Origin of the sequence: Amphritea japonica ATCC BAA-1530 (assembly GCF_016592435.1) — a bacterium.
GTDB classification, from domain to species: Bacteria; Pseudomonadota; Gammaproteobacteria; order Pseudomonadales; family Balneatricaceae; genus Amphritea; species Amphritea japonica.
On sequence record NZ_AP014545.1, the window covers coordinates 2,830,327 to 2,853,267 of the forward strand.

Sequence of the window (22,941 nt, forward strand, 5' to 3'; positions counted from 1 at the left end):
ACACTTTTATGAAACAAGAAGAGCTATCTCTTCTTGTCTCTATAACAGCGATAATTCCATGTATCGAATCAATCTAACTCTTTCGCTGTCTGCCGCAGTACAAACTTCTGAATCTTACCGGTTGAGGTTTTTGGCAGATCACCAACAACCACTCGCCTTGGCGTTTTAAAGTGCGCCATATTAGCCCGGCAAAACTCGATTATTTCGGCTTCGGTAACCGTTTCACCTTCCGTCGTTGTGATAAAGGCGCACGGCGTTTCCCCCCACTTTTCATCGGGACGAGCAACAACAGCGGCATCCTGAATTTTTGGATGCCGATACAGCACATCCTCAACTTCAATACTGGAGATATTTTCACCGCCGGAGATAATAACGTCTTTAGAACGGTCCTTAATCTCGATATAGCCATCGGTATGCCAAACAGCCAAATCACCAGAATGGAACCACCCACCGCTAAACGCATCATCGGTTGTTGAAGGGTTCTTCAGGTAACCTTTCATCACCAAATTACCCTGCATAAAGATCTCACCGATGGTTTCACCGTCTTGTGGCACCGGCTCCAACGTATCAGGATCAGCCACCATCAGCCCATCAAGCATCGGCGCACGCACTCCCTGACGGGATTTTAAGCGAGACTTTTTCTCATCATCATAGGCATCCCACTCTTCATGCCAGGCACAAACAACAGAGGGCCCATAAGTTTCCGTGAGGCCATACACATGAGTCACTTTAAAGCCAAGATCTTCCATTCCCTGAATCACAGATGCCGGTGGCGCAGCGCCGGCAGTCATCACTTTCACCTGATGATCAATACCAGATTTCATTTCCTCAGGCGCTGAATTAAGCATATTCAAGACAATCGGCGCACCGCAGAAGTGATTTACTTTCTGCTCTTTAATCTCTTCAAATATTTTATCAGCCCGAACATGGCGCAAACTTACACTGGTGCCTGAAGCAGCAGCAATTGACCAAGGGAAACACCAGCCATTGCAATGAAACATTGGCAGCGTCCATAGATAAACAGGGTGCTGTCCCATATCCCAGGAAACAATATTACTCACTGCATTTAGATAAGCACCGCGATGGTGGTAAACCACACCTTTTGGATCACCGGTCGTACCCGAAGTGTAGTTCAGCGTGATTGCATCCCATTCGTCTTCCGGCATCAATCCAGTAAACGCACTATCACCCTCGTTCAGGAAAGCATCGTAAGTCAGATCACCCACCAACTCCCCTTCTTCATAAGAGGGGTCATCAATATCTATAACCAGAATTTTCTTGCCAATCATCTTCAGCGCTTTCTTAACGACCGCAGAAAACTCCCGTTCGGTGATCAGCACTTTTGACTCGGCATGCTGCAAAACAAAAGCAATCGCCTCTGAATCCAGACGAGTATTGATAGAGTTCAGAATCGCACCGCTCATCGGCACACCAAAGTGAGCTTCAAAGTGTTCCGGCAGGTTCGGCGCTATAATAGAGACAGTATCTCCCTGACCTATTCCACGCTGTTTCAGCGCACTGGCAAGCTTACAGCAACGTTGATAGGTTTCAGCCCAGGTACGCCGAACAGCCCCGTGCACCGTTGCAATCCGCTCAGGATAAACCTTAGCACTACGCTCAAGGAAAGTAAGCGGAGTCAGCGCAGTAAAGTTTGCCTGATTTTTATCGAGGGACTGGTTATAAACATTATGATGTTCAGACATTAGGGGTTCCTGTACAAAATATGTGACCGGCGTGCGGTTGCTGGATTGGGCTAAACTTAAGAAGCAGAATTCAATCTGATAATGTTTGTACAGAAATAGCGCGGCTATTCAGTAACATTAACCAGTAACAGAGGAAGGTCGCCGAACCGTAACGATTCAGTTCAGCGTGATAGTCTTTGAACGTATACAGAGAAGGCATTTTAACTCGCTTCCGACCATAAATTCCGGTCAGTATTTTTATTATTCTGAGTCTTAGTTTTTCTATGTTGCCAGACCAGTAGACCCTATAATCTTTGCCGTAAGTTGTCTGAATTCTTACAAAATGTAACAAGCTATATGGCACGAACCCGTTTACTATAGAATAGTTAAGTCCTAATAACTGAACGTACCAGACGACTTCAACATGCATTTCAGACCCAAACTGATGCAACGCTTCTTCCTTACCCTGCTGATTATCATCTCGATGATATTTGTCACGGTTTACTTTTACTCAGTACCCGTCATCCAGAAAAAAGTCTTTGAGATTGAGCGTAACGCCAGCCACATCGCCATCAACAGTGTATTTTCACTTGCCGGCAAGATGTATTCCGACACTGAAAAGTACCGGAGCCAGGCACTGGACTCGCATAAAAAACGATTACAGTCGGTTGTTCGACTCACGGAATCTTATATCGCGAGTAGCTTTTCTGATGCCGACCGTAATGGTCAGAGCGAAGCACTGACCCGGCAAGCTATCTTTGAAAAAATCCGTGATCTCAAATATGGTGAGAACGACTATATCTGGATATCAGATTACAACGGCGTTCTCCTCTCCCATCCCGATCCCAGGTATCACGGAAAAGATGCCTCCAGCCTCTTCAACTTTGAAGGCCAGGCTGCCATTCCCGCACTCGTTGATCTGGCACTGAATCAGGGTGAAGGATTTTATCAGTACCAATGGAATCGTCTGAATGCAGAGAGCCCGCTGGACAAGGTCTCTTTTGTCAAAAACTATCCACAATGGGGCTTTATCATAGGCTCTGGTATCTACCTTAATGACCTTAAGGCTGACATTGATCAGATTAGAACGGAAGCGTTAGACGAGTTACGTGAAGGTATCAAAGATATAAAAATTGCATCTACCGGCTACCTGTTTGTCTTTGATGGCAACAAAAACATGCTTATCCATCCAAACTCAAACATTGATGGAACGAACTTTCTTGGGCTAACCAACCCGGTAACCGGCCGGGAAATAGCGGACGAGCTGATACAAGTCGCCGATACTGGAAAAGAACTGTATTACAAGTGGGACCGGCCCAATGACCCCGGTAATTACAAGTACGAAAAATTATCGCTGGTACGTTATCTGCCAGGCTTTGACTGGTATATATGCTCGACGGTTTATGTCGACGAACTGCGCAGTAGTTCTGAACTACTGACAGAGCGTATTATTACTATCGCCGCTATTGCTCTGCTGGTAGCACTACTGTTGATGCTGCTATTTAGCCAGTGGATAACCCAACCCATAAAACGATTGGCTGACACAGCGGTAAGAATTTCTGCCGGCGAACTGACCGCGAAAAGCGGTATCCGACGAGATGATGAAGTAGGCCTTCTGGCAAATACGTTTGACACTATGGTGGAGCGCTTACGTGACTCAATTCAGAACCTGGATAGCAAAGTTGAACAGCGCACCCACGCACTCGCTGAAAAAAACCAGCAGCTCATCATCGCATCAGAGTCAATGGCCAGCACCAAAGAAGCGCTCTCTCATGCAGAACAACGCCAGCGCTTAATTCTTGATGCACTACCGGCTTTTATCACTTACCTGGATACCCACTTCAACATCCTGTTCGTCAATCAGGGGTTTGCCAACATACTGCAACAAGATAAAGCCAGCATAATCAATCAACCTTTACGGCAGGTCATAGGTGAGAGTACGTTTTCTCTATTCGCATCACCGCTGAATGAAGCCCTTCAAGGCAAACAATCCACCTCAGAATACACTGAACCGAGCAACGACACTGATCACTCTTCAAAAAGCAAAGTTCGTAAGCGAATAGTGATCCCCTGTTTCAATCCCGACCAGGATGTTAACGGCATCCTGATTATGACGTTTGACATCACCGCAGAAAAAGATGCAGAACGACAATTAAATGAAGCCCAGCGAATGAATGCGGTTGGCCAGATGTCCGGTGGACTGGCCCATGATTTCAATAACCTACTGACAATTATTCTCGGCAATCTGTACTCGGTGGGGGATAGGTACTCCAAGGAAGAAGAATTGCAGCGCTACCTGGAGCCCGCTATCCGGGCAACCCGACGCGGGGCGGATATCACCAGTCGCTTACTCGCGTTCTCCCGTCGCCAACCCCTCTCACCAACGCTATTCGACCTGGATAAGCTGCTGCACGACACGACGGAACTGCTATCTAATTCATTACCCGACCATATCAATATCCATATCGATAACAATTCGTCTGACCTCCAGCCCTTTGTCGACCCTGGTCGACTTGAAGACGCTCTGGTCAACCTGGCATTCAATGCCAGAGATGCTATGCCTGAGGGTGGTGATCTGAGCTTTAACAGTAGAACGGTGGAGATCGAAAGCATCCTCGTTATGGATGAGACCGTCCTGCCGGGAACCTATTGCGAGATCTGCATTACTGATACCGGCTCAGGCTTCTCAGATCAGGCGTTAATACAATGCTTTGAACCCTTTTTTACCAGCAAACGGAACGGTGCAGGCTCTGGCCTTGGCTTGAGTATGGTGTATGGTTTTGTGAAGCAGTCAAAAGGCTATATCAGTATCCAGAACGCACACAATAAAGGTGCAACTATAACCCTGCTACTGCCAGCAAAAGAAGCTGAAACAATGCCTGTAACTGTCGCCGAGACCAAACCAGAACCCTCACAGGAACAAGCTGGAAGACTGGTCTGTCTGGTAGAGGATGATCCGGATGTACGTTCAGTAGTGCGCCAACAACTAATCGACCTTGGGTTTGATGTCATCGATACTCACAGTGCAGATGAAGCGCAACGTCTAATCCCCTTACTACCCGAGCTATACGGCCTGGTTTCAGATGTTATGCTACCGGGAACGATGAACGGTATCGAACTCGCCGACTGGCTACATAGTGAAAATAATCTGTGTAGAATCATTCTGATGAGCGGCTATTCGTATCAACAAAGCGGTGGCAAACCTATAAACCCCGCTTTCCCGTTGCTAAACAAACCCTTTGGCCTTACCGAATTGAAGCAGGCATTACATGATAGTTAATGAAGCCCCTCACAATCCTGAATTCAGGCACTCTTGTCGGAGACAACTTTGAATAATAATAAAATGATCTACGTTATCGATGACGAAAGCGACATCTGCCAGCTAGTCAGCCAGGAGCTGGAACTGTTCGGCTACTCGGTACGTACGTTTACGACGGGCACACAAGCAGGTCACGCCATTCGTACCCGGCCTCCAGAAATATGCATTATCGATCTTGGTCTGCCAGACATGGACGGTATGGAGCTGGTTAAGCAGCTATGCGATAAACACAATGTCGGCGTAATGATTCTCTCCGGGCGAAACAGTGTGCCTGATAAAGTGCTTGGACTGGAACTGGGCGCCGATGATTACATAGTCAAGCCGTTTATCCCTAGAGAGCTGGTCGCCCGGGTGAATAGCTTAGTGCGTCGACTGGAAAACACAGGCACTGACACACGATCAGAAACACGCAGCGCGAGTTTTGCAGGACTCTGTTACGAGCCTTCCACCCTGACGCTGACTACTGCAGATGGCATACAGGCAGAACTTAGCTCCGCTGAGAATGACCTGCTGATAAAACTACTTAAAGCGCCCAAAACAATCCTCTCAAGAGACCAGCTTATGGGAGAAAGCGCAGGCCCGTTTGACCGCAGTATCGATGTCCGGATGTCTCGGGTACGAAAAAAAATTGAGCTTGACCCTAAGAACCCGGAAATCATCAAAACCATTTACGGTGTCGGTTATATTCTAACAACCGATGTCAGCTGGAACAGCTAAACCGCCCCACACTAAGCCTGGCTTTAAACCAAAAGAATAAAAAAACCCGGCGAATACGCCGGGCTGGGGATCTGACTGACAGAACTTACTAAGGGGGAAGCTCAGCTAACAGATCAAGAGAAAGAGACCACAACCTCCTTCTTAAACCTTTTCAGATTGAGTGGTGAATACGCTTACCACCGGCTTCAGACACTCAATCTAAATGTACAGCACCAAACTCTGGCCTGGTTAGCTGCACCATTATTCATACAGATAATTACCCTCAGTTTTTCACCCCGCAAAAAACGTCGCAATTACTCGCCTGCACAACCAACTTCATTAGCAGGCACTGTTGTTGAGCTAACATTAAACAACAGAAGTTTTGCTGTAATCTTTCTGAGAAATAACGAAATGTATCAAGGACTTTTTGCTGTGGCTGATCGTTTGTTTAGTTTGAGCAGGGCTCTGCCCTTCAGGCCCATTCAACAAATAGCTGAAGCAGACGTAATACCGACATATCTTCCGCCAATACCTGCTTAGAATCGAATAGAATAATTCATCAATCAGATGAAAAAGCATCCTTTGTCATTGATAACAATTATGGATAATCTGCGCGCATATAGAAAAACGCTCTATTTTAAAGCAATAGAGAAAACAGTATTTATGCCGCACGATGCAAGTGCACTAAATTGGATAAACATCATGTTGACCACTTACGATTACATTGCGATGCACAACCTACAAAAAAGAAACTTTCCAGAAACCGAGCACGAATACTTTATGCGCATGATGCGTGAACTAAAAGTTACCCGTACAACTGAAAAGCGCGAAGCCAGAAACCAGAAGATAAAAGCGGCTTTTGCTGCTGTATTTAGCCAGCTCAAATTTAAGCGTACCGAAAGTCTTGAGTCCATCTACGGACGATAAGGCAATGCCACTCATTATGTAGTAAAGCCTGATCAATCAACCACATCAGGCTCGCTACATATAGCCAGCCAATCATTAAAGACACCGAACAAAACCTGATACTAAAATGCGTATCAGCCTACCCTTGCAACAAGCCTGTTCCTTTTTTACGCAGGTCTTCTCAATAGGTTGTGATAGCTCGCACCTGTACTACTCTAAGTTCTAAGGCGATACCCGGAACGGAAGATCCACCAGACAGTCGTCAGACAGATCAGTAGAAAGACCATAGTCATCCCCAGGCTAACCGCTACATTCACGTCGGCCACCCCATAAAACGCCCAACGAAAGCCACTAATCAGATAGACAACCGGATTAAACAGCGTCAGGGTTTGCCAGGGCTCAGGTAACATACTGATAGAATAGAACGCTCCCCCGAGGAAAGTCAGTGGCGTAACGACCATCAACGGAATCACCTGTAGTTTTTGAAAGTCATCCGCCCAGATACCGATGATAAAACCAAACAGACTGAACGTGATGGCTGTCAGAATGAGGAAGGCCAACATCCAGAACGGGTGCTCTATATGGTAATCAACAAACAACTGGGCAGTAAACAGAATCAGTAATCCCAGGGTAACTGACTTAGTCGCCGCCGCGCCGACATATCCAATTACAATCTCCATCGCCGATACCGGGGCCGATAGAACTTCATAGATAGTGCCTGAAAATTTGGGAAAGAAAATGCCAAAAGAAGCGTTTGAAATACTCTCACTCAGCAGTGACAGCATCACCAGCCCCGGAATGATAAATGCTCCATAGCTGATACCCTCAATATTCCCCATGCGTGAACCGATAGCGGTGCCAAAAACAATAAAGTACAGCGAAGTCGATAACACCGGCGAGGCAATACTTTGCATCAGCGTCCGGAAAGTTCGGGACATTTCAAACTTATAGATCGCTCGAATAGCATAGAAATTCATATTACTGCCCCTCCTGAACCAGGCTGACAAAGATATCTTCCAGAGAACTTTCACTTGAATTCAAATCACGAATCTCCAGTCCCAGCTTAGTCAGTTTACGTAACAAGCGAGCGATACCATCACTCTCATGTCGAGAGTCATAACAATAGGAAAGGTTACTGCCATCCTGATCCAGCTTTAAATTAAACTCTGACAGTTCATCTGGTATTTCAGTAATAGGCTGCTGCAGGCGAACACTCAGCTGCTTACTGCCAAGCTTATCCATCAGAGCCTGCTTCTCTTCTACCAGCAAAATCTGACCTTTCCGGATAACACCAATCCGATCAGCCATCTCTTCCGCTTCTTCTATATAGTGAGTCGTCAGAATAATAGTGACACCCTGCTCCCGCAGTTCACGAACCATCTCCCACATATCCTTACGCAGCTCAACATCGACACCGGCGGTCGGTTCGTCAAGAAAGAGAATTTCAGGTTCATGAGACAGCGCTTTAGCAATCATCACCCGGCGCTTCATGCCACCTGACAACTCACGCATCTGGGCATCTTTTTTATCCCATAGCGAGAGCTGGCGCAGGAGTTTTTCAATGTATTCAGGATTCGAAGGTTTACCAAATAAACCTCGACTGAAGCTGACTGCAGACCAGACATTCTCAAACGCATCACTGCACAGTTCCTGAGGTACCAAACCGATCTTACTGCGAGCCGCTCGGTAATCTTTAACAATATCAAAACCATCCGCCAGAACAGTCCCTTCCGAAGGACTACTAATGCCGCAGATAATACTAATCAAAGTAGTTTTACCTGCGCCATTGGGCCCTAACAAAGCAAATATTTCACCCCGGTGAATATCCAGGTCCACCCCCTGAAGCGCAGTGAAACCGGATTGATAAGTTTTAGTCAGGCCACTGATACGGATAATTGATGGCATTCTGTTCTCTCTGAGCCAGATAAGAGGGACATAGTAACGCCAGATAACGATGGGCAATAGGGGTTAGCAGACAGAGCACGAAAAATAATTCGATCGCAGCGCTGATTCGTCGTTCTGCCCGATCATGTCATTCAGATCGGCACTACTTAAAAACAGTTGGCACTTGTTATATCAGGTATAGCAAGCTCAACACGATACTGATGCTAAAGAAGGCAAGAATAGTCGTCACCATTAGCACACCCGAGCAATAACTTTGTTGACCGTACTGGCCACCCACAATGGGATAGATACTAAGCATCGGGGAAGCAGAAAAAATAACCGCGGCCTGTTTCAGCACCAAATCCATATCAGGTACGACAAATATCACTAAACACAGTACTAGTAGCGGCTGAAGCAACAGTTTAAAACCAGAGATCATAAGAATATCTTTGAAAGTCGCACTGAAGGCGACTCCTGCCAGGGACCCACCAATAATGATCAATGCGACCGGTGCTGCAGCCCCTGCCAGAAGGTCCATCCCCCGCCCCAGAAAACCGGGCGCATGGAATCCTGTTAATACCGCCAACACCCCTAAAAGCACAGCAATGATAATCGGATTTTTGGCTAACCGACTGATGACTGTTTTCACTACTTTTCTCAACCCGGAACCGGCTTCACCCTGGGTTTCCATCAATGCAAACGCGACAGGAAATAGAATAATATTCTCCACTATTAACACCATCGCAAACGCCTGAGTCGGCGCATCATCAACAAAATATTGCAACATAACCGGCAGGCCGATGAACGCACTATTAGGGCAGGCACTGCCAAAGCCTTTAAGGCCCGAAAAACTAATACTGTCCTTCAACATCCAGCGGCTGATAGCAAACACTGAGACAAACGAAAACAAGCCTCCTGCTGCATACACCAGGATGTAATCTAAATCGATTATCTGACTGATATCCAGTTGCGATATCTTCTGGAACATTAATACTGGCAGCGCCAGATAAAGCACAAATCGACTCATCCCCGGCAAGGCTTCGCGAGGAATAATACCGCCCCGTGTCGAAACAAAACCGATTAAAATCAGCAGAAAAATCGGCGCAGTAATACTCAGAATTGTCAGCATATAAGATACTTATTTTTAATTGGTCGATATACCATATTCAGAGGCCCATGCTGCATTTTTTTGAGAAAACTGACCGGCTTTTTCTGCATCTAAACACACTTAAAAAATCAGTTTACGAGCAAATAGAGCAGATTTTTAGCGAATATGATCAATAACTTCTTAAGGATACTCAAGATCAGCCAACAACGCTCATCAATAAACTGCAGCAGGCTATAGTATTTGCTCTCCGTTACGGCAACCTTTTTCATGTTGATGGCAATCACTTGCCATAACCAGCCATCATTCAATCGCCCAAGTTTATAATCTATGACCCTTTACGCCCTGATAAGAGCGGCTAATCGAAGTAATGCTTCATATGGCCAACAACTATAAAAATAGTGGTCTGAAAACTGCATATCAATTCGCTATAAACAACAGGAGCTTTCAACATGCTGACATCTGTTAATCTAACTGGCGAGTCACTCAAGCTATTGAACCTTAGGGGCTTATCAGAGCAGCAAGTGGGTGATTTTGCAGCGCTACTGGATAAAGCCAATAATCAGCTGGAAGGGAGCAGATCAGCCAAACAAGTGTTAACGGATATGTCCTCCGATGAGCTAAATCTGCTGCAGCAGGCCACCAGCCTTGCCAAACCCATTCAGATAGATTCATTAAGTGATGAAGGCGCTACAAACTTACTGGCCCAGCCCGACAAGACAGGCATGGTTGATCTTAATAATGATGGTATCGTCGAGATCGGGATAGGCAGAATGGTTACCTTCCCACCGGTCAACGCCCCGCCCTCAGTACATAAGGCGTGGGATTCCGCCACCGAGAACATGTCCGAAGGTGACAAGATGACCCTGCAGCTACACATGCATATCGCAACCTACGGGATACAAATGGACGGTGTACCTAGCAAAGCAGCCCTGCCTCCCGAGCAACAATGGTCGCCAGCAGGTTGGCAAAAACTATTAGCTGAGCTTAAAGGGGCTCTGGATTTCTCCGTCTCCATGGACGGCTGGACCCGAACTAACCTGGTCAGACAGGATTTCTTTAATAAGTTTGAAAATGAACTCTCTCAGAGAGCGGGCTAGCTTTTTGTTGAACTTCATTTCTATGAGAAAGCGGGAAAAGACCTGAAGCATCAAACCGCTTCAATTTCCTGTATCTTTAATTACTCAGTTCTCTTCCCCCTATACCGAGACTCTTCCATGGATATTGATTACTCTGAGCTGTCTGCTAATAAAGCATACTTCACTATGACTCAGTCAATAATACCCCGGCCCGTTGCCTGGGTATTGAGTGAGAACGCTGATGGGGGCCACAACCTTGCCCCCTTTTCCTTTTTTACCGCGGTTTGCAATGACCCGCCCATTTTAATGTTTTCCATTGGTAAAAAGACCGATGGCACCAATAAAGACACCTATAACAATATAATCTCACGAAACAGGTTTGTGGTTCATCTGGCCCATAGCGAGCAAGCAGAACAGCTGACTCAGACTTCAAAAGAGTTACCAGTAAACGAATCCGAAGTAGAACACTCAGGGCTGTCACTCGTACCTTTCAACAATAGTTCGCTACCCCGAGTCGAAGGAGCACGCATCGCGATGGATTGTGAGCTTTACGATGTCAAAGAGATAGGTAATGGACCACACCATTTAGTATTTGGTCGAATCAAAAACCTCTATATTGATGACTGTGCTGTTGAACTTGACTCTAAAGATCGCATGAAGATCGCTGCTGATAAAATCGACCCTATTACACGCCTAGGTGGCTCTGAATATATGACGTTTGGAGATATTATTTCAATCAGCCGTAGCTGAAACTGTCGTAAGAGCTTAGGGAGTATGCGAATAAGTCCTGCTTCCTGAGTCATTTTGATATTCATACCCAGATAACGGCCTAAACCAGCCTATTTGCAACCCTTGTCTACCGCCTACATACCGTTTACAGAATGCAGACGGATTTATCCTACGCTCGCATCATTTGATCCACACGAGCAATGTTGGCCAGAGCAAATAGTATTGCCAGTTTGCTATCGTTCTTCATCAGCCCACGATAACGAGCCTTGGTAAAACCGAATTGGCATTTGATGATCCGAAACGGATGCTCAACCTTGGCCCGTATGCTGGCTTTAAGGTACTCTGTTTTTAATGGAATCTTATTGATGCGTGGATGTTTCTTCAGTGCTTTAACCTTGCTGGGGATTTCAGCAATCTGCCAGTCGGCCTTCGTTGCTTTGAGTTCTTCACGCTTCTCAGCGCCACGATAACCACTGTCAGCGAAAATAAATTGCTCTTTGCCATGAAGAAGATGTTCGGCTTGGTTGAGATCGAGCTCATTAGCAGCAGTCGTCGTGAAGCTATGTGTAAGTCCTGTTCTGGCATCAACACCAATATGCGCTTTCATTCCGAAGTACCATTGATTGCCCTTCTTGGTTTGGTGCATTTCAGGATCACGTTCACCCGCTTTGTTCTTAGTGGAAGTAGGCGTTTCAATGATCATCGCATCCAGTAACGTACCTTCTTTTACCAACACACCAGCTTCGTTCAACCAAATGCTAACCTCTTGGAAAATCTTGCGGGCCAAGCCATACCGCTCCAATAAGTGACGGAAGTTCATGATAGTGGTGTGATCGGGTATTGCGCCATCCAATGAGAGGCCTGCGAATAAACGCATGGATGCGATCTCATAAAGCGCATCCTCCATGGCAGGATCACTCATGCTATACCACTGCTGCAAGCAGTGGATGCGGAGCATAGTAGATAATGGATAAGGCTTTCGACCATTTCCAGCCTTTGGATAGTAAGGCTCAATCACTGATTCCAGTCGCTGCCAGGGAATCAGCTTTTCCATGCGACCGAGAAACTTTTCTTTGCGGGTTTGGCGGCGTTTACTGTTGAACTCGCTGTCAGCGAAAGAAAGTTGGTGATCCATGGGTAACCCTCAGCACATTAGAGGCATGGATTGTCATGGTGAGGGACTTATTCGCATGTTCCCTAGGGAGGGTACGAACAAGTGAGCACCCTGCTACCTGAAGCCCCATATGAAATAAGGACGTGTTTGCAGTTTCGCTAAGATTGAGGCAACACCAATACGTCTACTAATACATCTGTGCGGAGACGGTGTAAGACCTGTTCTGCGGTATTTCCCAACAAAAATCCCTGGAGCCCCAGACGTGCCACCGTACCAATCACCACCAAATGGGCACCGATCTCTTCCACCACTTGTGGGATGAGGAGCTCAGCCGGGCCTTGATCAACATGGATTTGACTCTCTGGCAACTCCATCTCACCCAAGAGACGGCGACAGCCTGCCCGATACTGAGCCTCTTGCAATGCGGGTACCTGTAAACTCTTATCACCATCCTGCATTTGAGATGGGAACGCGCTAACCAGATGCATAGGAGCATTAACCGCCTCAGCAATAAATCTCCCCTCTTTCAGGATTCGTTCATTTAGCAACAGGTGTTCGGCATCTGACGCTGCAGCATTTACGCAGAGTAATACTGGCTGTTGATCCATAATATTACCTGCACGTACTAGCAACACTGGCTGATTAGTGTTTCGCATCAATTTCCAATCATCCGGTAAAAAAACATGATCGCTGAGACTTGGTGCATGCAGCTCTTTGATCACTAGCCCAAAGTTTTTCTCCCGCAAGGTGCACGTCAACGCTCCGAGCCAATTACGTTCATTACTTATCACCACTGAAACAGCGATCCCCTTCTTAACAGCGGTATTAAGCTTCTGATCTAGCGTCTCCATTAGCTTAGGTATCGCATGCTTCTTTCGTACCAACACAGTAATGCAAGCACCCAAGCTTTCACTGATTCGGATAGCTCTGTCTAATGCTACCTGCTCATCTTTTTCTGGGTTGATCACAACTAGGATCTGCTCATTAAACGGCATTATGATTTACCTCTTCTTGGTCATTTACAGTTTGTATGCAGCGTTTGTTGCTTTATGGTCTGTAGCCTATGCTATGCCCTATCCATCGGCGTACGTTTTATCAACATAGCAGCCAAAGCAGGTAACAATACCAATGCCCCCACCATGTTCCAGACGAACATAAAGGTAAGCAGTATCCCCATATCAGCCTGGAACTTGATCGGTGACAAAACCCAGGTCCCAACACCAATACCCAGAGTAAGCCCAGTGAAAGCAACCGCCTTACCAGTCGTCTTGAGCGTATTAAAATAAGCTTCTCTCAAGTCCTGACCTGCATTAAGGTAAGCCTGTAACTTAGAATAAATATAGATACCGTAATCGACCCCAATACCAACTCCCAGAGCGATCACCGGCAGGGTCGCCACCTTGACACCAATACCAAGCCTAGCCATGAGTGCTTGACACAACAACGAAGTCAAAGCCAAGGGTAACAGGATACAAAGAACCGTACGGAACGAGCGGAAAGTTAGTAGGCAGAGTATACCTACCACACTGTATACCCAGAACAGCATCTGGTACTGCGCCTTCTCAATAACAATATTAGTGGCAGCTGTGATACCAGCGTTCCCTGCGGCTAACTTAAAAGTAATATCCTCAACGTCTTTAAATTCGTTGATAAAGCTTTCTGCCTCAGTCACTACAGACTGTAGAGTTACAGCCTTATGATCATTGAGGTATATCATAACCGGCGTCAAGCTACAGTCGGCGTTGAAACTGCTGGGGGATGCGTAGACTGAAGCCTGATCAAGCAGCGCCTGATTTCGGTTGAGGCTGTACCACTTGATATTACCCTCATTGTAACCAGCCATAATCTGCTTGGTCTCATCTACCAAGGAGCGGGCCGACTGTACACCGGGGATCTGCTGCAGTCGCCATTGCAGCTGGTCAATGGCATCCAGTGTGCGATAGTCAGAGCACTTATCCTTAGCAGTCTGCACCATCACCACAAAAATATCAGTGCTAGTAGCGTAGTTTTCAGAGATAAAGGCATTATCTAAATTGTAACGGGAATCGGGGCGAAGCTCTGGAGCACCGGCATCCAGATCACCAATCTTAAGCCCCTTACTTTCGTACAGGCCTAAGACACTCAACCCCAAGGCCAGCACTATAAGCACCAACGCTTGTGGCTTCTGTGTACAGCCTGACAGAAGATGCCAGATTCGAGCATTGCTCTGCTCGTCACCGGCCTGCGGCTCTGTATTCCCCGAGCGTTGCCGAACACCGACATAGGACATCAACACCGGCAACAAAATCAGGTTCGTCAAGATAATCACTGCCACACCCAGTGATGCAGCAACTGCTAAATCCTGTATTACCGCAATTTCAATTACCATTAGAGAGGCAAACCCTGCCCCGTCAGAAACAAGGGCAATGATGCCTGGGATATAAAGAGCCCTAAAGGCGCGGCGAGCGGCCAGTTCTTTACCTGCACCTGTGGTGCTTTCATGAGCTATAGCATTGATGATCTGCACACCGTGACTCACACCAATAGCAAATACCAGGAAAGGCATCAGCATGGAATAAGGATCTAAACCGTAGCCCAGGGTTTTGAGCAATCCCAATTGCCAAACCACGGCAATCACCGAACAAAAAAGCGGAACCAAAGTACTACGAACACAGCGTGAATATGCATAGAGCAATATCAAAGTAATGACTAGCGCCATGGCGAAAAACACCACCACCTTTCCCGCGCCATCAATCAAATCACCAACCACCTTAACAAAGCCCGTAATATGAATCTTTACCGACTCGCTCTGATACTTGTCTCGCACAAGAGTTTCCAGACGCTCAGAGAACACTTGGTAGTCGATAGGCTCACCGGTTTCCGGATTGATGTCCAACAACGGGGCGTAGATCAGTGCCGATCGAAAATTATTTGCGACCAGCGCACCTACCTGACCAGATTTACGAACACTACTCCTGAGTTTTTCAAGTTCTTCATCAGAGCCATTGTAAGTAGCTGCGATCACCGGTCCGCCAGCCAGTCCCTCCTCGGTAACTTCTGTCCAGCGCACCGACGGAGACCAGATTGACTTCAGTGCTGCACGATCAATACCAGGAATATAAAACAGTTCATCATGAATCTGCTTAAATAAACTTTGGAACTCTGCGGTATAAATATCACCCTCAGTAGATTCTACGGAAATACGAACCACATTACCTAAGCCCTTGAGATCGTCCTTATGATTGAGATAGTTGGCGATATAGGGGTGGTAGGTAGGGATCATTTTTTCGAAATTAGCGTCCGGGCGCACTTGACTGGCTTGATAACCAAAAAAGAGAGTCGCCGCAAGAAAAAGGAACATCAGAACTGGCCGATGGTTAAAAAACAGACGCTCGACAAAAGGCTCACCTACATTGCCAGGTTTCAACAGCGTCTTTACCATTTGAGAACTTAGATGACTCATGGGCGTGCTCCATTTTGCTTTTTCTTCAAGATCAAAGACTGGACGCCACCAAAGCCCACTGTCAGTATATCGGCATCGTTATCTAGCACAGCGCTAAGAGGAAGTTTGTAAGGTGACCGGGAACGTTGTATTAACTTGCCTTGTGAGCTTAGCTGCAACACAGTACCGCCAGCACCCACCAAAACCACCGCCCCACCCGCAAGACGCGCCCCGCCAAACAGGCCAGCATCAGTACCGGTATCAATTGCAGCCCAAGATGCACCCTTATCAGCGGAGATAAAGGCGTTACCCCGTAGTCCGTAAGCGATCAAATTACCTTCACCCGCCTCAACCACACCAAAGAAAGTACCTTCATAGGGACTTTCAAGCCTTAGCCAGCTCTGCCCCCAGTCATCGGAGCGAAAAATATCTCCAGCCTCAGCAGCAATATAGAGAGCATCGCCTATATGCTGGATTGCATTTAGATGAAAGGCGTCAGGATTATCAAGCTTGTCGAACCAAGGGGTCCAGTGATCACCACCATCGTTAGTGCGCAAAATAAGACCAAAAGCACCTACAATAAAGCCCTCACGGGAATTCTTGAACCATATATCAAGAAAGGGGCGACTAGCACCTTCGGATAAAAAACTCTCTGAATCCTCAACCGCAATGGTGAGATCCTCAAGCTTCAGCTGCATCGCTTCCAACTGCTCATGTTGCTCTGTCATTGTCGCCAATACAGACTCTATTTTGGTAAGCAGCACCTGACCATGATCACGCATTAAACGGTTAGCCTCGTGACCATCCAACTGTTTTGTCCAATTTAAACCACCGTCACGGGAGTGCAACACCACTCCATCATGTCCGACGACCCAGCCTTGCTGCTCATCGACAAAGAAACTAGAGGTTAGGGTGGACCGTACCGGAACGAGAGCCTGAGTCCAACTAGCAGCCTGGTCATTAGAAAGCATAATATGTCCACGCTCGCCGACCGCAACCAATTTATTACCTACCCGCTCAATATCCAACAAAAGGCTGCGAGGAACTAAAGCACTAGGAGTGGCCGCTTCTTCAAGCGCATCACCCTGGGCCAAAGCAGAGGAACACTGAAAACCCGCGAGGAACATAAGCATGAAGCAAATTCCCCGCAAGTGATGAAACTGGAAACGGTTTAAATAGGTCATAGTCAGAGAAAACCAAGAATAAGTGAAATATAGCCCCGACAGGGATGAATCCCCCCGACGTTAAGCACTAAATTAATAGGCTCAACAGAAAAAAGGGAGCCGACCGAGGAAAGAGCTGGCTCCCTTGTTAACATGGATCTCGATTAACGACGGCTCATCTTGCGCACCTGCGCCGGAGTGAAGAATTTGTCATCTTCACCTGCATAAAGTTTGATCGGTTTACGATCCACCTCATTAAGCGCGTAAGCACCACTCTGAAGATCAATGTGGTAGTAGCTGCGTATAACTGTTGCAGGAATATCATAGGCGTTTAGCTGATTAGCTAAACCTACACGCCAAAGCTCACCACGTCCGTCATAGATATCAGTCGCGGTAATATTCCAGGTATCTTCGTCGAGATAAAAAGTACGTTTACCGTAGACATGACGCTGACCTTCCTTGACCGTAGCTTCAACCTCCCAAACTCGGTGTAATTCCCAGCGGGTAAACGCCGGATTTAGGTGGTTAGGCGTTTCAATCTCTTCTGTTTTACCATTCTCAAACGCAACCAATAAACCGTTGTTGTTATAAGCAACATACAGTTCCTTCTTACCCACAAGTTTCCAGTCGAACCGTTCCGGTGAGCCATTAAACATGAACGCATCATCGTAGGTCGTCAGCCCAGAAAACTCTGTGTTAGGTGTATCAAAACCGATAGTAGGTGCTCTGCGGACCCTCCGCTGTCCAGGAATATACTGCCAGGCCTGACGACCTGCCTCAGCATTCACCGGGTCACGTAGCAAAATCACTTCCCCTTTACGACGTACAGGCTCTTCATATTGAACTAGAAGTTGCAACATATTCCCATTGTAGGATGATGCATCTTTGCTCGTATCGTAGAAAGGAAATGCTTCTCGTGCGGTACTACCACCAATAGTCTTATCACCATTGGGATACACTGAAATATGCCGAAGCGTCTTATGATTCCCCGGTGCATTCCAACGAAGAAGATGGTTCCAAATTACCTCATGACCGGTTGCAGGAATCGGAAATGGGTAACCACCATATGCTTGTTCAACACTATTACCCTCATCAGACAGCTGACCTGTCAGCGCATTCTGTTTTGTATTGTCGTAGACCCATTGAGGCGCTGCTGCAGTTCGATGGGTAGGATAGATCGGCATCTGAAAGGTCTCAGGATACTTCTCAAAGAGTGCTTTCTGGCCTGCTGACAATTTTTCGGCGTACTGCTGATAATTACTAGCATTAATAGTAAATAACGGTTTTTCATCGGCAAAGGGATCTACCCGTGTGCCACCAGGCTTATAGCCAGCTGGCGGGGTGGACATACCACCAGTCCATTCTGGAATACTCCCATCCATATTACCGGAACGTTCAGCACCAACAGGTGTTAACTCATTAGCTAGTTGCGCAGCCTTCTGCTCAGAGACCGCTGCTAATGTGCCACCTGAATTTAAGGCCAAGCAGCTGATAAACAATGTAAGAATTGTCTTTTTCATATTTTACTCCCAGGTCACGTAGAATCGCGACTCGTTATTGTTCTTGTCTAAGTACTTAGAAACGGTACTTGTAGTAGGCAGCCAGATAGTCTTTGTCAGCCTGCAGGTGGCCCAGTTCAAGCCGGCCAATATCTGCAGTTACTTCGTCAGGATCGGTTAAATTCCAAACATAGCTCACACCAAAACTATGGTTATTGAGGTAGTTAAAATCGCCTTTCAGGGAAAATTGCTCTAGACCTTTTGCAAAGGTCAAAGGAACAGCGGAGACACCATCAAAATCATTTCGGTAGGTGCCTGTGACCTTAAGATCCAAACCTTCAGCAAGTGCATAGTAATCAGCTGACAGACTAATAATTGCACCTGCAGCTGAACGGTCTTCGTTCAGTGCAGCACTTACATTAGAGACATCGATACCCAAACCTGCGGCTGTGGCATCGCTATCAATACTTAACACTCGGTTGTAACCTAGCTCACCCACTAGGGCCAGGTTGTCAGCGATAGGGGTATCGCCAAGCAGGTGGATGATAGATATCTGTGCCTGAAGAGTTTCAGCTTCCGAGAAGTAGAAGCCCGCGGTCGGCCCTTGTCCCAATTGCACCGGCTGGCCATCACGATAGCTGACCTCACCACTCACATTCGTATCACCAAACACAGTGCCGAAACTTAAGCCAATCAGGTTAATATCTTCAAAAAATTCATTTGTTAATTGAGGACCAAAAGCAGGAGGTAAGAAGCGTACTGAATTAATGAAATCATTGTAACGCAGATAATATAAACCAAACTCTGTGTTGTTAAGTTCTTCAGCTAAGTAATAAACAGCAATACCGTACTGCCCTGCGTCAGGTTTATTTTCAAGTACAGTTGAAGGGAATGGTACATCTAGAGTATCACCAGTAGATCCTTGCCCCATGAAGTCCCAACCAAAAAAGGTACCCGGCGCATCAATACGGTGAGACTCCCAATCATACTGATAGTATGCTGACATTGAGAGTTTATCGGTGAGATCAAACTGAACATTCGCTTGGCCTAAAGGCATAAAGATATCTTTAAGCTCAACACCTGGCGCATTAGCTTTAGTTACATCCAGTGGCGCCTGGGCAGAAGAAATACCGCCATAGAGGAAAAGGCTTTCACCCCAGTTAACAACCTGTTTACCTAATCGCACACTGGCACTGCGTTCTTCAAAATCGAAAGTATGGTAGACGAAGGCATCCAGCAGCTCAATTTCAGAGGCATGTAAATCGAAGCCATCCTGTTGGAAAGATTTTGTAGCGTCTGTATCGTAAATTTCGTCATACCAACCACGACCCCGGAGAAAAACACCACCATCGCCATAATTAATATCTAAATCAGAGCTAAAACTAACCCGATTCTGGGTCATATCACCTTTATCAAAGGCCTTATTTCCATCATCTACAAGAGGTCCTTGTCCGTTAAAAGCAAGTAACGTTGCATTTTGTTTTTCCTGACGCCATTGAGCATCATAGGTAATACTTGTATCCAGATCGACCGTGACCCCATTTTCCAGTTCCCAGTTTAAGGCATGGACTTGTGGTGTAATAGCCAATAGAAGACCAGATACAACTGTTTTGATCGCACAGGATCTAGATCTCATAACACAACGGGGCAATGCACTTCGGCAGTTTTTATTCATCATTAACAACCCTCTCAAATGATTTTATTTTTTTATAATCTTTCATAGAACCAACTATCACTCTCTAACATTAAGAGCTGGTTAGATGACTGAGGTACTATCCAGGCGCAAGCATCACAATGCTCGCTTCTATCAAATTTTTCTTATAGCTATCTTTCTCCAATATAAAAGAAGCTAACAAATGAGTTTTTAAAACAGCACAAAACTCACCCACCTTAAGTATTTATTTCGTTGATATAACAACAACATAAATCCAATAAAAAATCGGACAACGGACAATCCTTTCCCCGTGACAAGAGCCCGAAAACCGGTCTAAAACGTGACATTGAGGTAATATCAACATCACACTCAAAATCATTTCACTTGTAGGCCTACCCACTCATGCACTTTGTCGGAGAACTCTTTGGTATGAAACAACATCAGCTGATGACTGCCTTCTTTTAAACAATAGAGTTCCACTGGCCCAGCAATATGGTCAGCAACACTTTTCATTACTTCAGGAGGGAACGTGGGATCTTTTTCACCGGATGCTACGAGCACCGGCTTTTCATTTTGATCAGCGGTAATCTCAGGCTTGTAGTGGAATACAGAACCCCATGAACCCAGGTCGTAAGACCAAGTATTCCAAGGATCTAGCTGTTTCTGAGCGTAAGCGCCATCGTAACCATAGTCTTCGTCAAAGTTGAAGAAGATACCTATATCTAGCCGGGCAGCACGTCCCAGGTGGGCAGCCATCTTTCTAACATCTTCCGATTGCCAGTACTCTCCCATCTTAAGCATGGGCGGAGTTCCGGGTACAACTGGCGCTCCCATTAAAATAGCACCACTTATAGCTTCAGAATGAAGTGCACTAAAAGCTGCCGCTACTCCCAAACTGGAGCCCAATGTAAACACTGGAAGGCCTGTTTTCTCTTTAACGTGTTCGGCAACAGCCACACCAGCATCTACCCACTCAGCTAACGTAAACTGACCACGAGCACGATTAGTTGTAGATTTTCCATGCCCCGGCGCATCATAGGACCATATATCCGCACCGCGCTCCGCGTGATAACAGCAAAACTTATCGTAAATACCAGCGTGCGAAGCAATACCATGAGAAATAACAAGTGCGTATTTGGGATCCTTCCCTCGATAGCGATAACAGTGAGTTTCATTCAATATGTGTTGTTCACGCAACATAAGGACACCTTTAATAACGCATATTCAAAAAGCAGCAATCTATTACTCAAGCTGCCCACCGAGTTAATCATTCTAGATGTCTTCAGCGATTAGCCGAGAGAGGAATTACGACAGCATTCAGTGATTTACAGACACCTTTAAAACCGTAACGTCTATAAGACAGGAAACTTTTCGAGACAAATAGCAGGTGCTCAAGCTGCTTAGAATCACCTCAATAACCCTGGCTTCTAGAATGAATTTCACCAAAACAAAAGATACCCAGGTTAACTAAATACAAATTTATAATTGATGCTCATTCCCTATTCCTACGCATACTGCGCTTCGCCAAAGCAAAGAAGTAGCACTCCTTCTAACGGTACATATCAATAAAATATTGCTGATGCATTCTGCAGAATATTAAGTACGCCGGTACATAGAAGGGAGATGCATTCAAATAATAATCTGTCTTGATTTAACTGATATCTGTCTCGAACACACGACCTCCTCCTACATCCCCAATGCTAGAGTAAAAAAAATAAGAACCGGCAGATAAGGATTGGACACAATGACCACTTCAAATGCAGAACATCATCGAGCCTTAGTTAACGGCATACACATGCACTATGTCTTAGCAGGACCGGAAGATGCTCCACCAGTTGTATTGCTACATGGCTGGCCTGAGACCTGGTATGGCTGGCGTAAACAGATTCCCGTTTTGGCGGAGAAATATCGCCTGATAGTCCCTGATCTGCGTGGTTATGGCGAAACCGACAAGCCCGCAGATAATTACGACAAACGCAATATGGCGAAAGACATCAAGGAGCTAATCGAGCACCTCGGCTATAGCAAAGTGGTAATGGTAGGTCATGATCGGGGGGCGCGAGTAACGACTCGCTTTGCCAAAGATTATCCCGAGATGGTGGATCGAATTTGCACCATGGACAACATCCCTACCCGCATCGTGTTTGAGACAATGAGTGGCCGCCCCATAGGCACTGATATCAGCCCGGGACAAATGGCTAAAGGCTACTGGTTCTTTAATTTCAATCAACTGGTGGATTTACCCGAGGCATTGATCACCGGCCGCGAGGAAATTTGGTTGCGTCATTGGCTTTCCAGTTGGTCGTACAATCGTGAACTATTTTCCGATGAAGAAGTGGCTGAATACGTAAAAGCCTATTCTCGCCCCGGCGCACTGCGTGGATCCTTTAATGATTATCGTGCAGCTCCTGTTGATACCGCACAAGACATGGAGGATGCGCACGTCAAAATCAAGTGCCCAATTCTGACCATGTGGGGAGCTGATTTCGATTTGGTTGGCCAGTGGTTTGATGTAGAAGCTGTCTGGAAAACTATGGGCGATGATGTAAAAGCAGTTCCACTGCCGGAGTGCGGCCACCTTTGCCAAGAAGAGCGTCCAGACTTAGTCAATGCCGAACTACTTGAATTCATGATTGATTGGCAAGGTTGATTCCAGAGGCCACCTTAGGCCCCTCTCTCAACGACATTAC

17 protein-coding genes are annotated in these 22,941 nt (G+C 46.3%); 6 read left to right on the forward strand and 11 right to left on the reverse strand.

What is annotated here, in order from left to right:
• Positions 1-68: 68 nt before the first annotated feature.
• Positions 69-1,703, reverse strand: a complete 1,635-nt coding sequence (locus AMJAP_RS13045; RefSeq protein WP_019620099.1) for an acyl-CoA synthetase — start codon at positions 1,701-1,703, stop codon at positions 69-71.
• 403 nt (positions 1,704-2,106) lie between these two features.
• Here AMJAP_RS13045 and AMJAP_RS13050 point away from each other — a divergent pair, with 403 nt between their 5' ends.
• The 3 genes from AMJAP_RS13050 (at position 2,107) to AMJAP_RS13060 (ending at position 6,624) form a co-directional block, all read left to right on the forward strand.
• Entirely contained in the window at positions 2,107-4,962 is a 2,856-nt protein-coding gene (locus tag AMJAP_RS13050) for a cache domain-containing protein (protein ID WP_040403837.1), read from the forward strand.
• A gap of 48 nt (positions 4,963-5,010) precedes the next feature.
• Positions 5,011-5,718, forward strand: a complete 708-nt coding sequence (locus AMJAP_RS13055; RefSeq protein ID WP_156815094.1) for a response regulator transcription factor — start codon at positions 5,011-5,013, stop codon at positions 5,716-5,718.
• A gap of 579 nt (positions 5,719-6,297) precedes the next feature.
• A complete protein-coding gene (locus AMJAP_RS13060; RefSeq protein ID WP_156815093.1) occupies positions 6,298-6,624 on the forward strand; it encodes a hypothetical protein in 327 nt (108 codons plus the stop codon).
• A gap of 194 nt (positions 6,625-6,818) precedes the next feature.
• Here AMJAP_RS13060 and AMJAP_RS13065 read toward each other — a convergent pair whose 3' ends face one another.
• The 3 genes from AMJAP_RS13065 to AMJAP_RS13075 form a co-directional block, all read right to left on the reverse strand.
• Positions 6,819-7,580 (reverse strand): ABC transporter permease, encoded by a 762-nt coding sequence (locus AMJAP_RS13065; RefSeq protein ID WP_019620094.1) that lies wholly within the window; start codon positions 7,578-7,580, stop codon positions 6,819-6,821.
• Between the two features lies 1 nt (position 7,581).
• Positions 7,582-8,508 (reverse strand): ABC transporter ATP-binding protein, encoded by a 927-nt coding sequence (locus tag AMJAP_RS13070; protein WP_019620093.1) that lies wholly within the window; start codon positions 8,506-8,508, stop codon positions 7,582-7,584.
• Positions 8,509-8,674: 166 nt separating this feature from the next.
• A complete protein-coding gene (locus AMJAP_RS13075; RefSeq protein WP_019620092.1) occupies positions 8,675-9,616 on the reverse strand; it encodes an AEC family transporter in 942 nt (313 codons plus the stop codon).
• Between the two features lie 428 nt (positions 9,617-10,044).
• Here AMJAP_RS13075 and AMJAP_RS13080 point away from each other — a divergent pair, with 428 nt between their 5' ends.
• Positions 10,045-10,692, forward strand: a complete 648-nt coding sequence (locus AMJAP_RS13080; RefSeq protein WP_019620090.1) for a hypothetical protein — start codon at positions 10,045-10,047, stop codon at positions 10,690-10,692.
• A gap of 117 nt (positions 10,693-10,809) precedes the next feature.
• The gene (locus AMJAP_RS13085) at positions 10,810-11,421 is read left to right on the forward strand and encodes a flavin reductase family protein (RefSeq protein ID WP_019620089.1); all 612 of its coding nucleotides are present in this window, start codon (positions 10,810-10,812) and stop codon (positions 11,419-11,421) included.
• A 148-nt stretch (positions 11,422-11,569) separates the two neighbouring features.
• Here the strand turns inward: AMJAP_RS13085 and AMJAP_RS13090 are convergent, their stop codons facing one another.
• The 7 genes from AMJAP_RS13090 to AMJAP_RS13120 form a co-directional block, all read right to left on the reverse strand.
• Positions 11,570-12,535 (reverse strand): IS5 family transposase, encoded by a 966-nt coding sequence (locus tag AMJAP_RS13090; RefSeq protein WP_019620088.1) that lies wholly within the window; start codon positions 12,533-12,535, stop codon positions 11,570-11,572.
• 137 nt (positions 12,536-12,672) lie between these two features.
• Positions 12,673-13,509 (reverse strand): universal stress protein, encoded by an 837-nt coding sequence (locus tag AMJAP_RS13095; RefSeq protein WP_019620087.1) that lies wholly within the window; start codon positions 13,507-13,509, stop codon positions 12,673-12,675.
• Positions 13,510-13,580: 71 nt separating this feature from the next.
• Positions 13,581-15,956 (reverse strand): efflux RND transporter permease subunit, encoded by a 2,376-nt coding sequence (locus AMJAP_RS13100; protein WP_019620086.1) that lies wholly within the window; start codon positions 15,954-15,956, stop codon positions 13,581-13,583.
• Positions 15,953-17,068: a WD40/YVTN/BNR-like repeat-containing protein gene (locus AMJAP_RS13105; RefSeq protein WP_019620085.1), complete on the reverse strand. Its 1,116-nt coding sequence runs from the start codon at positions 17,066-17,068 to the stop codon at positions 15,953-15,955. The genes AMJAP_RS13100 and AMJAP_RS13105 overlap by 4 nt, the downstream gene beginning before the upstream one ends.
• Before the next feature lie 194 nt (positions 17,069-17,262).
• Complete coding sequence (locus AMJAP_RS13110; protein ID WP_019620084.1) at positions 17,263-18,618, reverse strand: DUF1329 domain-containing protein; 1,356 nt, start codon at positions 18,616-18,618, stop codon at positions 17,263-17,265.
• Between the two features lie 55 nt (positions 18,619-18,673).
• Positions 18,674-20,275, reverse strand: coding sequence for a DUF1302 domain-containing protein (locus AMJAP_RS13115; RefSeq protein WP_019620083.1), 1,602 nt, complete (start codon positions 20,273-20,275; stop codon positions 18,674-18,676).
• 351 nt (positions 20,276-20,626) lie between these two features.
• The gene (locus tag AMJAP_RS13120; RefSeq protein WP_019620082.1) at positions 20,627-21,451 is read right to left on the reverse strand and encodes an alpha/beta hydrolase; all 825 of its coding nucleotides are present in this window, start codon (positions 21,449-21,451) and stop codon (positions 20,627-20,629) included.
• 544 nt (positions 21,452-21,995) lie between these two features.
• Between AMJAP_RS13120 and AMJAP_RS13125 the strand changes: the two genes are divergently transcribed.
• Positions 21,996-22,901 (forward strand): alpha/beta fold hydrolase, encoded by a 906-nt coding sequence (locus tag AMJAP_RS13125; protein WP_019620081.1) that lies wholly within the window; start codon positions 21,996-21,998, stop codon positions 22,899-22,901.
• Positions 22,902-22,941: the final 40 nt, after the last annotated feature.

What these genes read in the sequence shown, in the direction of transcription:
- AMJAP_RS13120 (WP_019620082.1), bottom strand. Translation starts at nt 21,451, where the DNA reads ATGTTGCGTGAACAACACATATTGAATGAAACTCACTGTTATCGCTAT.
- AMJAP_RS13085 (WP_019620089.1), top strand. Translation starts at nt 10,810, where the DNA reads ATGGATATTGATTACTCTGAGCTGTCTGCTAATAAAGCATACTTCACT.
- AMJAP_RS13100 (WP_019620086.1), bottom strand. Translation starts at nt 15,956, where the DNA reads ATGAGTCATCTAAGTTCTCAAATGGTAAAGACGCTGTTGAAACCTGGC.
- AMJAP_RS13050 (WP_040403837.1), top strand. Translation starts at nt 2,107, where the DNA reads ATGCATTTCAGACCCAAACTGATGCAACGCTTCTTCCTTACCCTGCTG.
- AMJAP_RS13065 (WP_019620094.1), bottom strand. Translation starts at nt 7,580, where the DNA reads ATGAATTTCTATGCTATTCGAGCGATCTATAAGTTTGAAATGTCCCGA.
- AMJAP_RS13125 (WP_019620081.1), top strand. Translation starts at nt 21,996, where the DNA reads ATGACCACTTCAAATGCAGAACATCATCGAGCCTTAGTTAACGGCATA.
- AMJAP_RS13090 (WP_019620088.1), bottom strand. Translation starts at nt 12,535, where the DNA reads ATGGATCACCAACTTTCTTTCGCTGACAGCGAGTTCAACAGTAAACGC.
- AMJAP_RS13080 (WP_019620090.1), top strand. Translation starts at nt 10,045, where the DNA reads ATGCTGACATCTGTTAATCTAACTGGCGAGTCACTCAAGCTATTGAAC.
- AMJAP_RS13075 (WP_019620092.1), bottom strand. Translation starts at nt 9,616, where the DNA reads ATGCTGACAATTCTGAGTATTACTGCGCCGATTTTTCTGCTGATTTTA.
- AMJAP_RS13105 (WP_019620085.1), bottom strand. Translation starts at nt 17,068, where the DNA reads ATGCTTATGTTCCTCGCGGGTTTTCAGTGTTCCTCTGCTTTGGCCCAG.
- AMJAP_RS13070 (WP_019620093.1), bottom strand. Translation starts at nt 8,508, where the DNA reads ATGCCATCAATTATCCGTATCAGTGGCCTGACTAAAACTTATCAATCC.
- AMJAP_RS13110 (WP_019620084.1), bottom strand. Translation starts at nt 18,618, where the DNA reads ATGAAAAAGACAATTCTTACATTGTTTATCAGCTGCTTGGCCTTAAAT.
- AMJAP_RS13045 (WP_019620099.1), bottom strand. Translation starts at nt 1,703, where the DNA reads ATGTCTGAACATCATAATGTTTATAACCAGTCCCTCGATAAAAATCAG.
- AMJAP_RS13095 (WP_019620087.1), bottom strand. Translation starts at nt 13,509, where the DNA reads ATGCCGTTTAATGAGCAGATCCTAGTTGTGATCAACCCAGAAAAAGAT.
- AMJAP_RS13115 (WP_019620083.1), bottom strand. Translation starts at nt 20,275, where the DNA reads ATGATGAATAAAAACTGCCGAAGTGCATTGCCCCGTTGTGTTATGAGA.
- AMJAP_RS13060 (WP_156815093.1), top strand. Translation starts at nt 6,298, where the DNA reads ATGGATAATCTGCGCGCATATAGAAAAACGCTCTATTTTAAAGCAATA.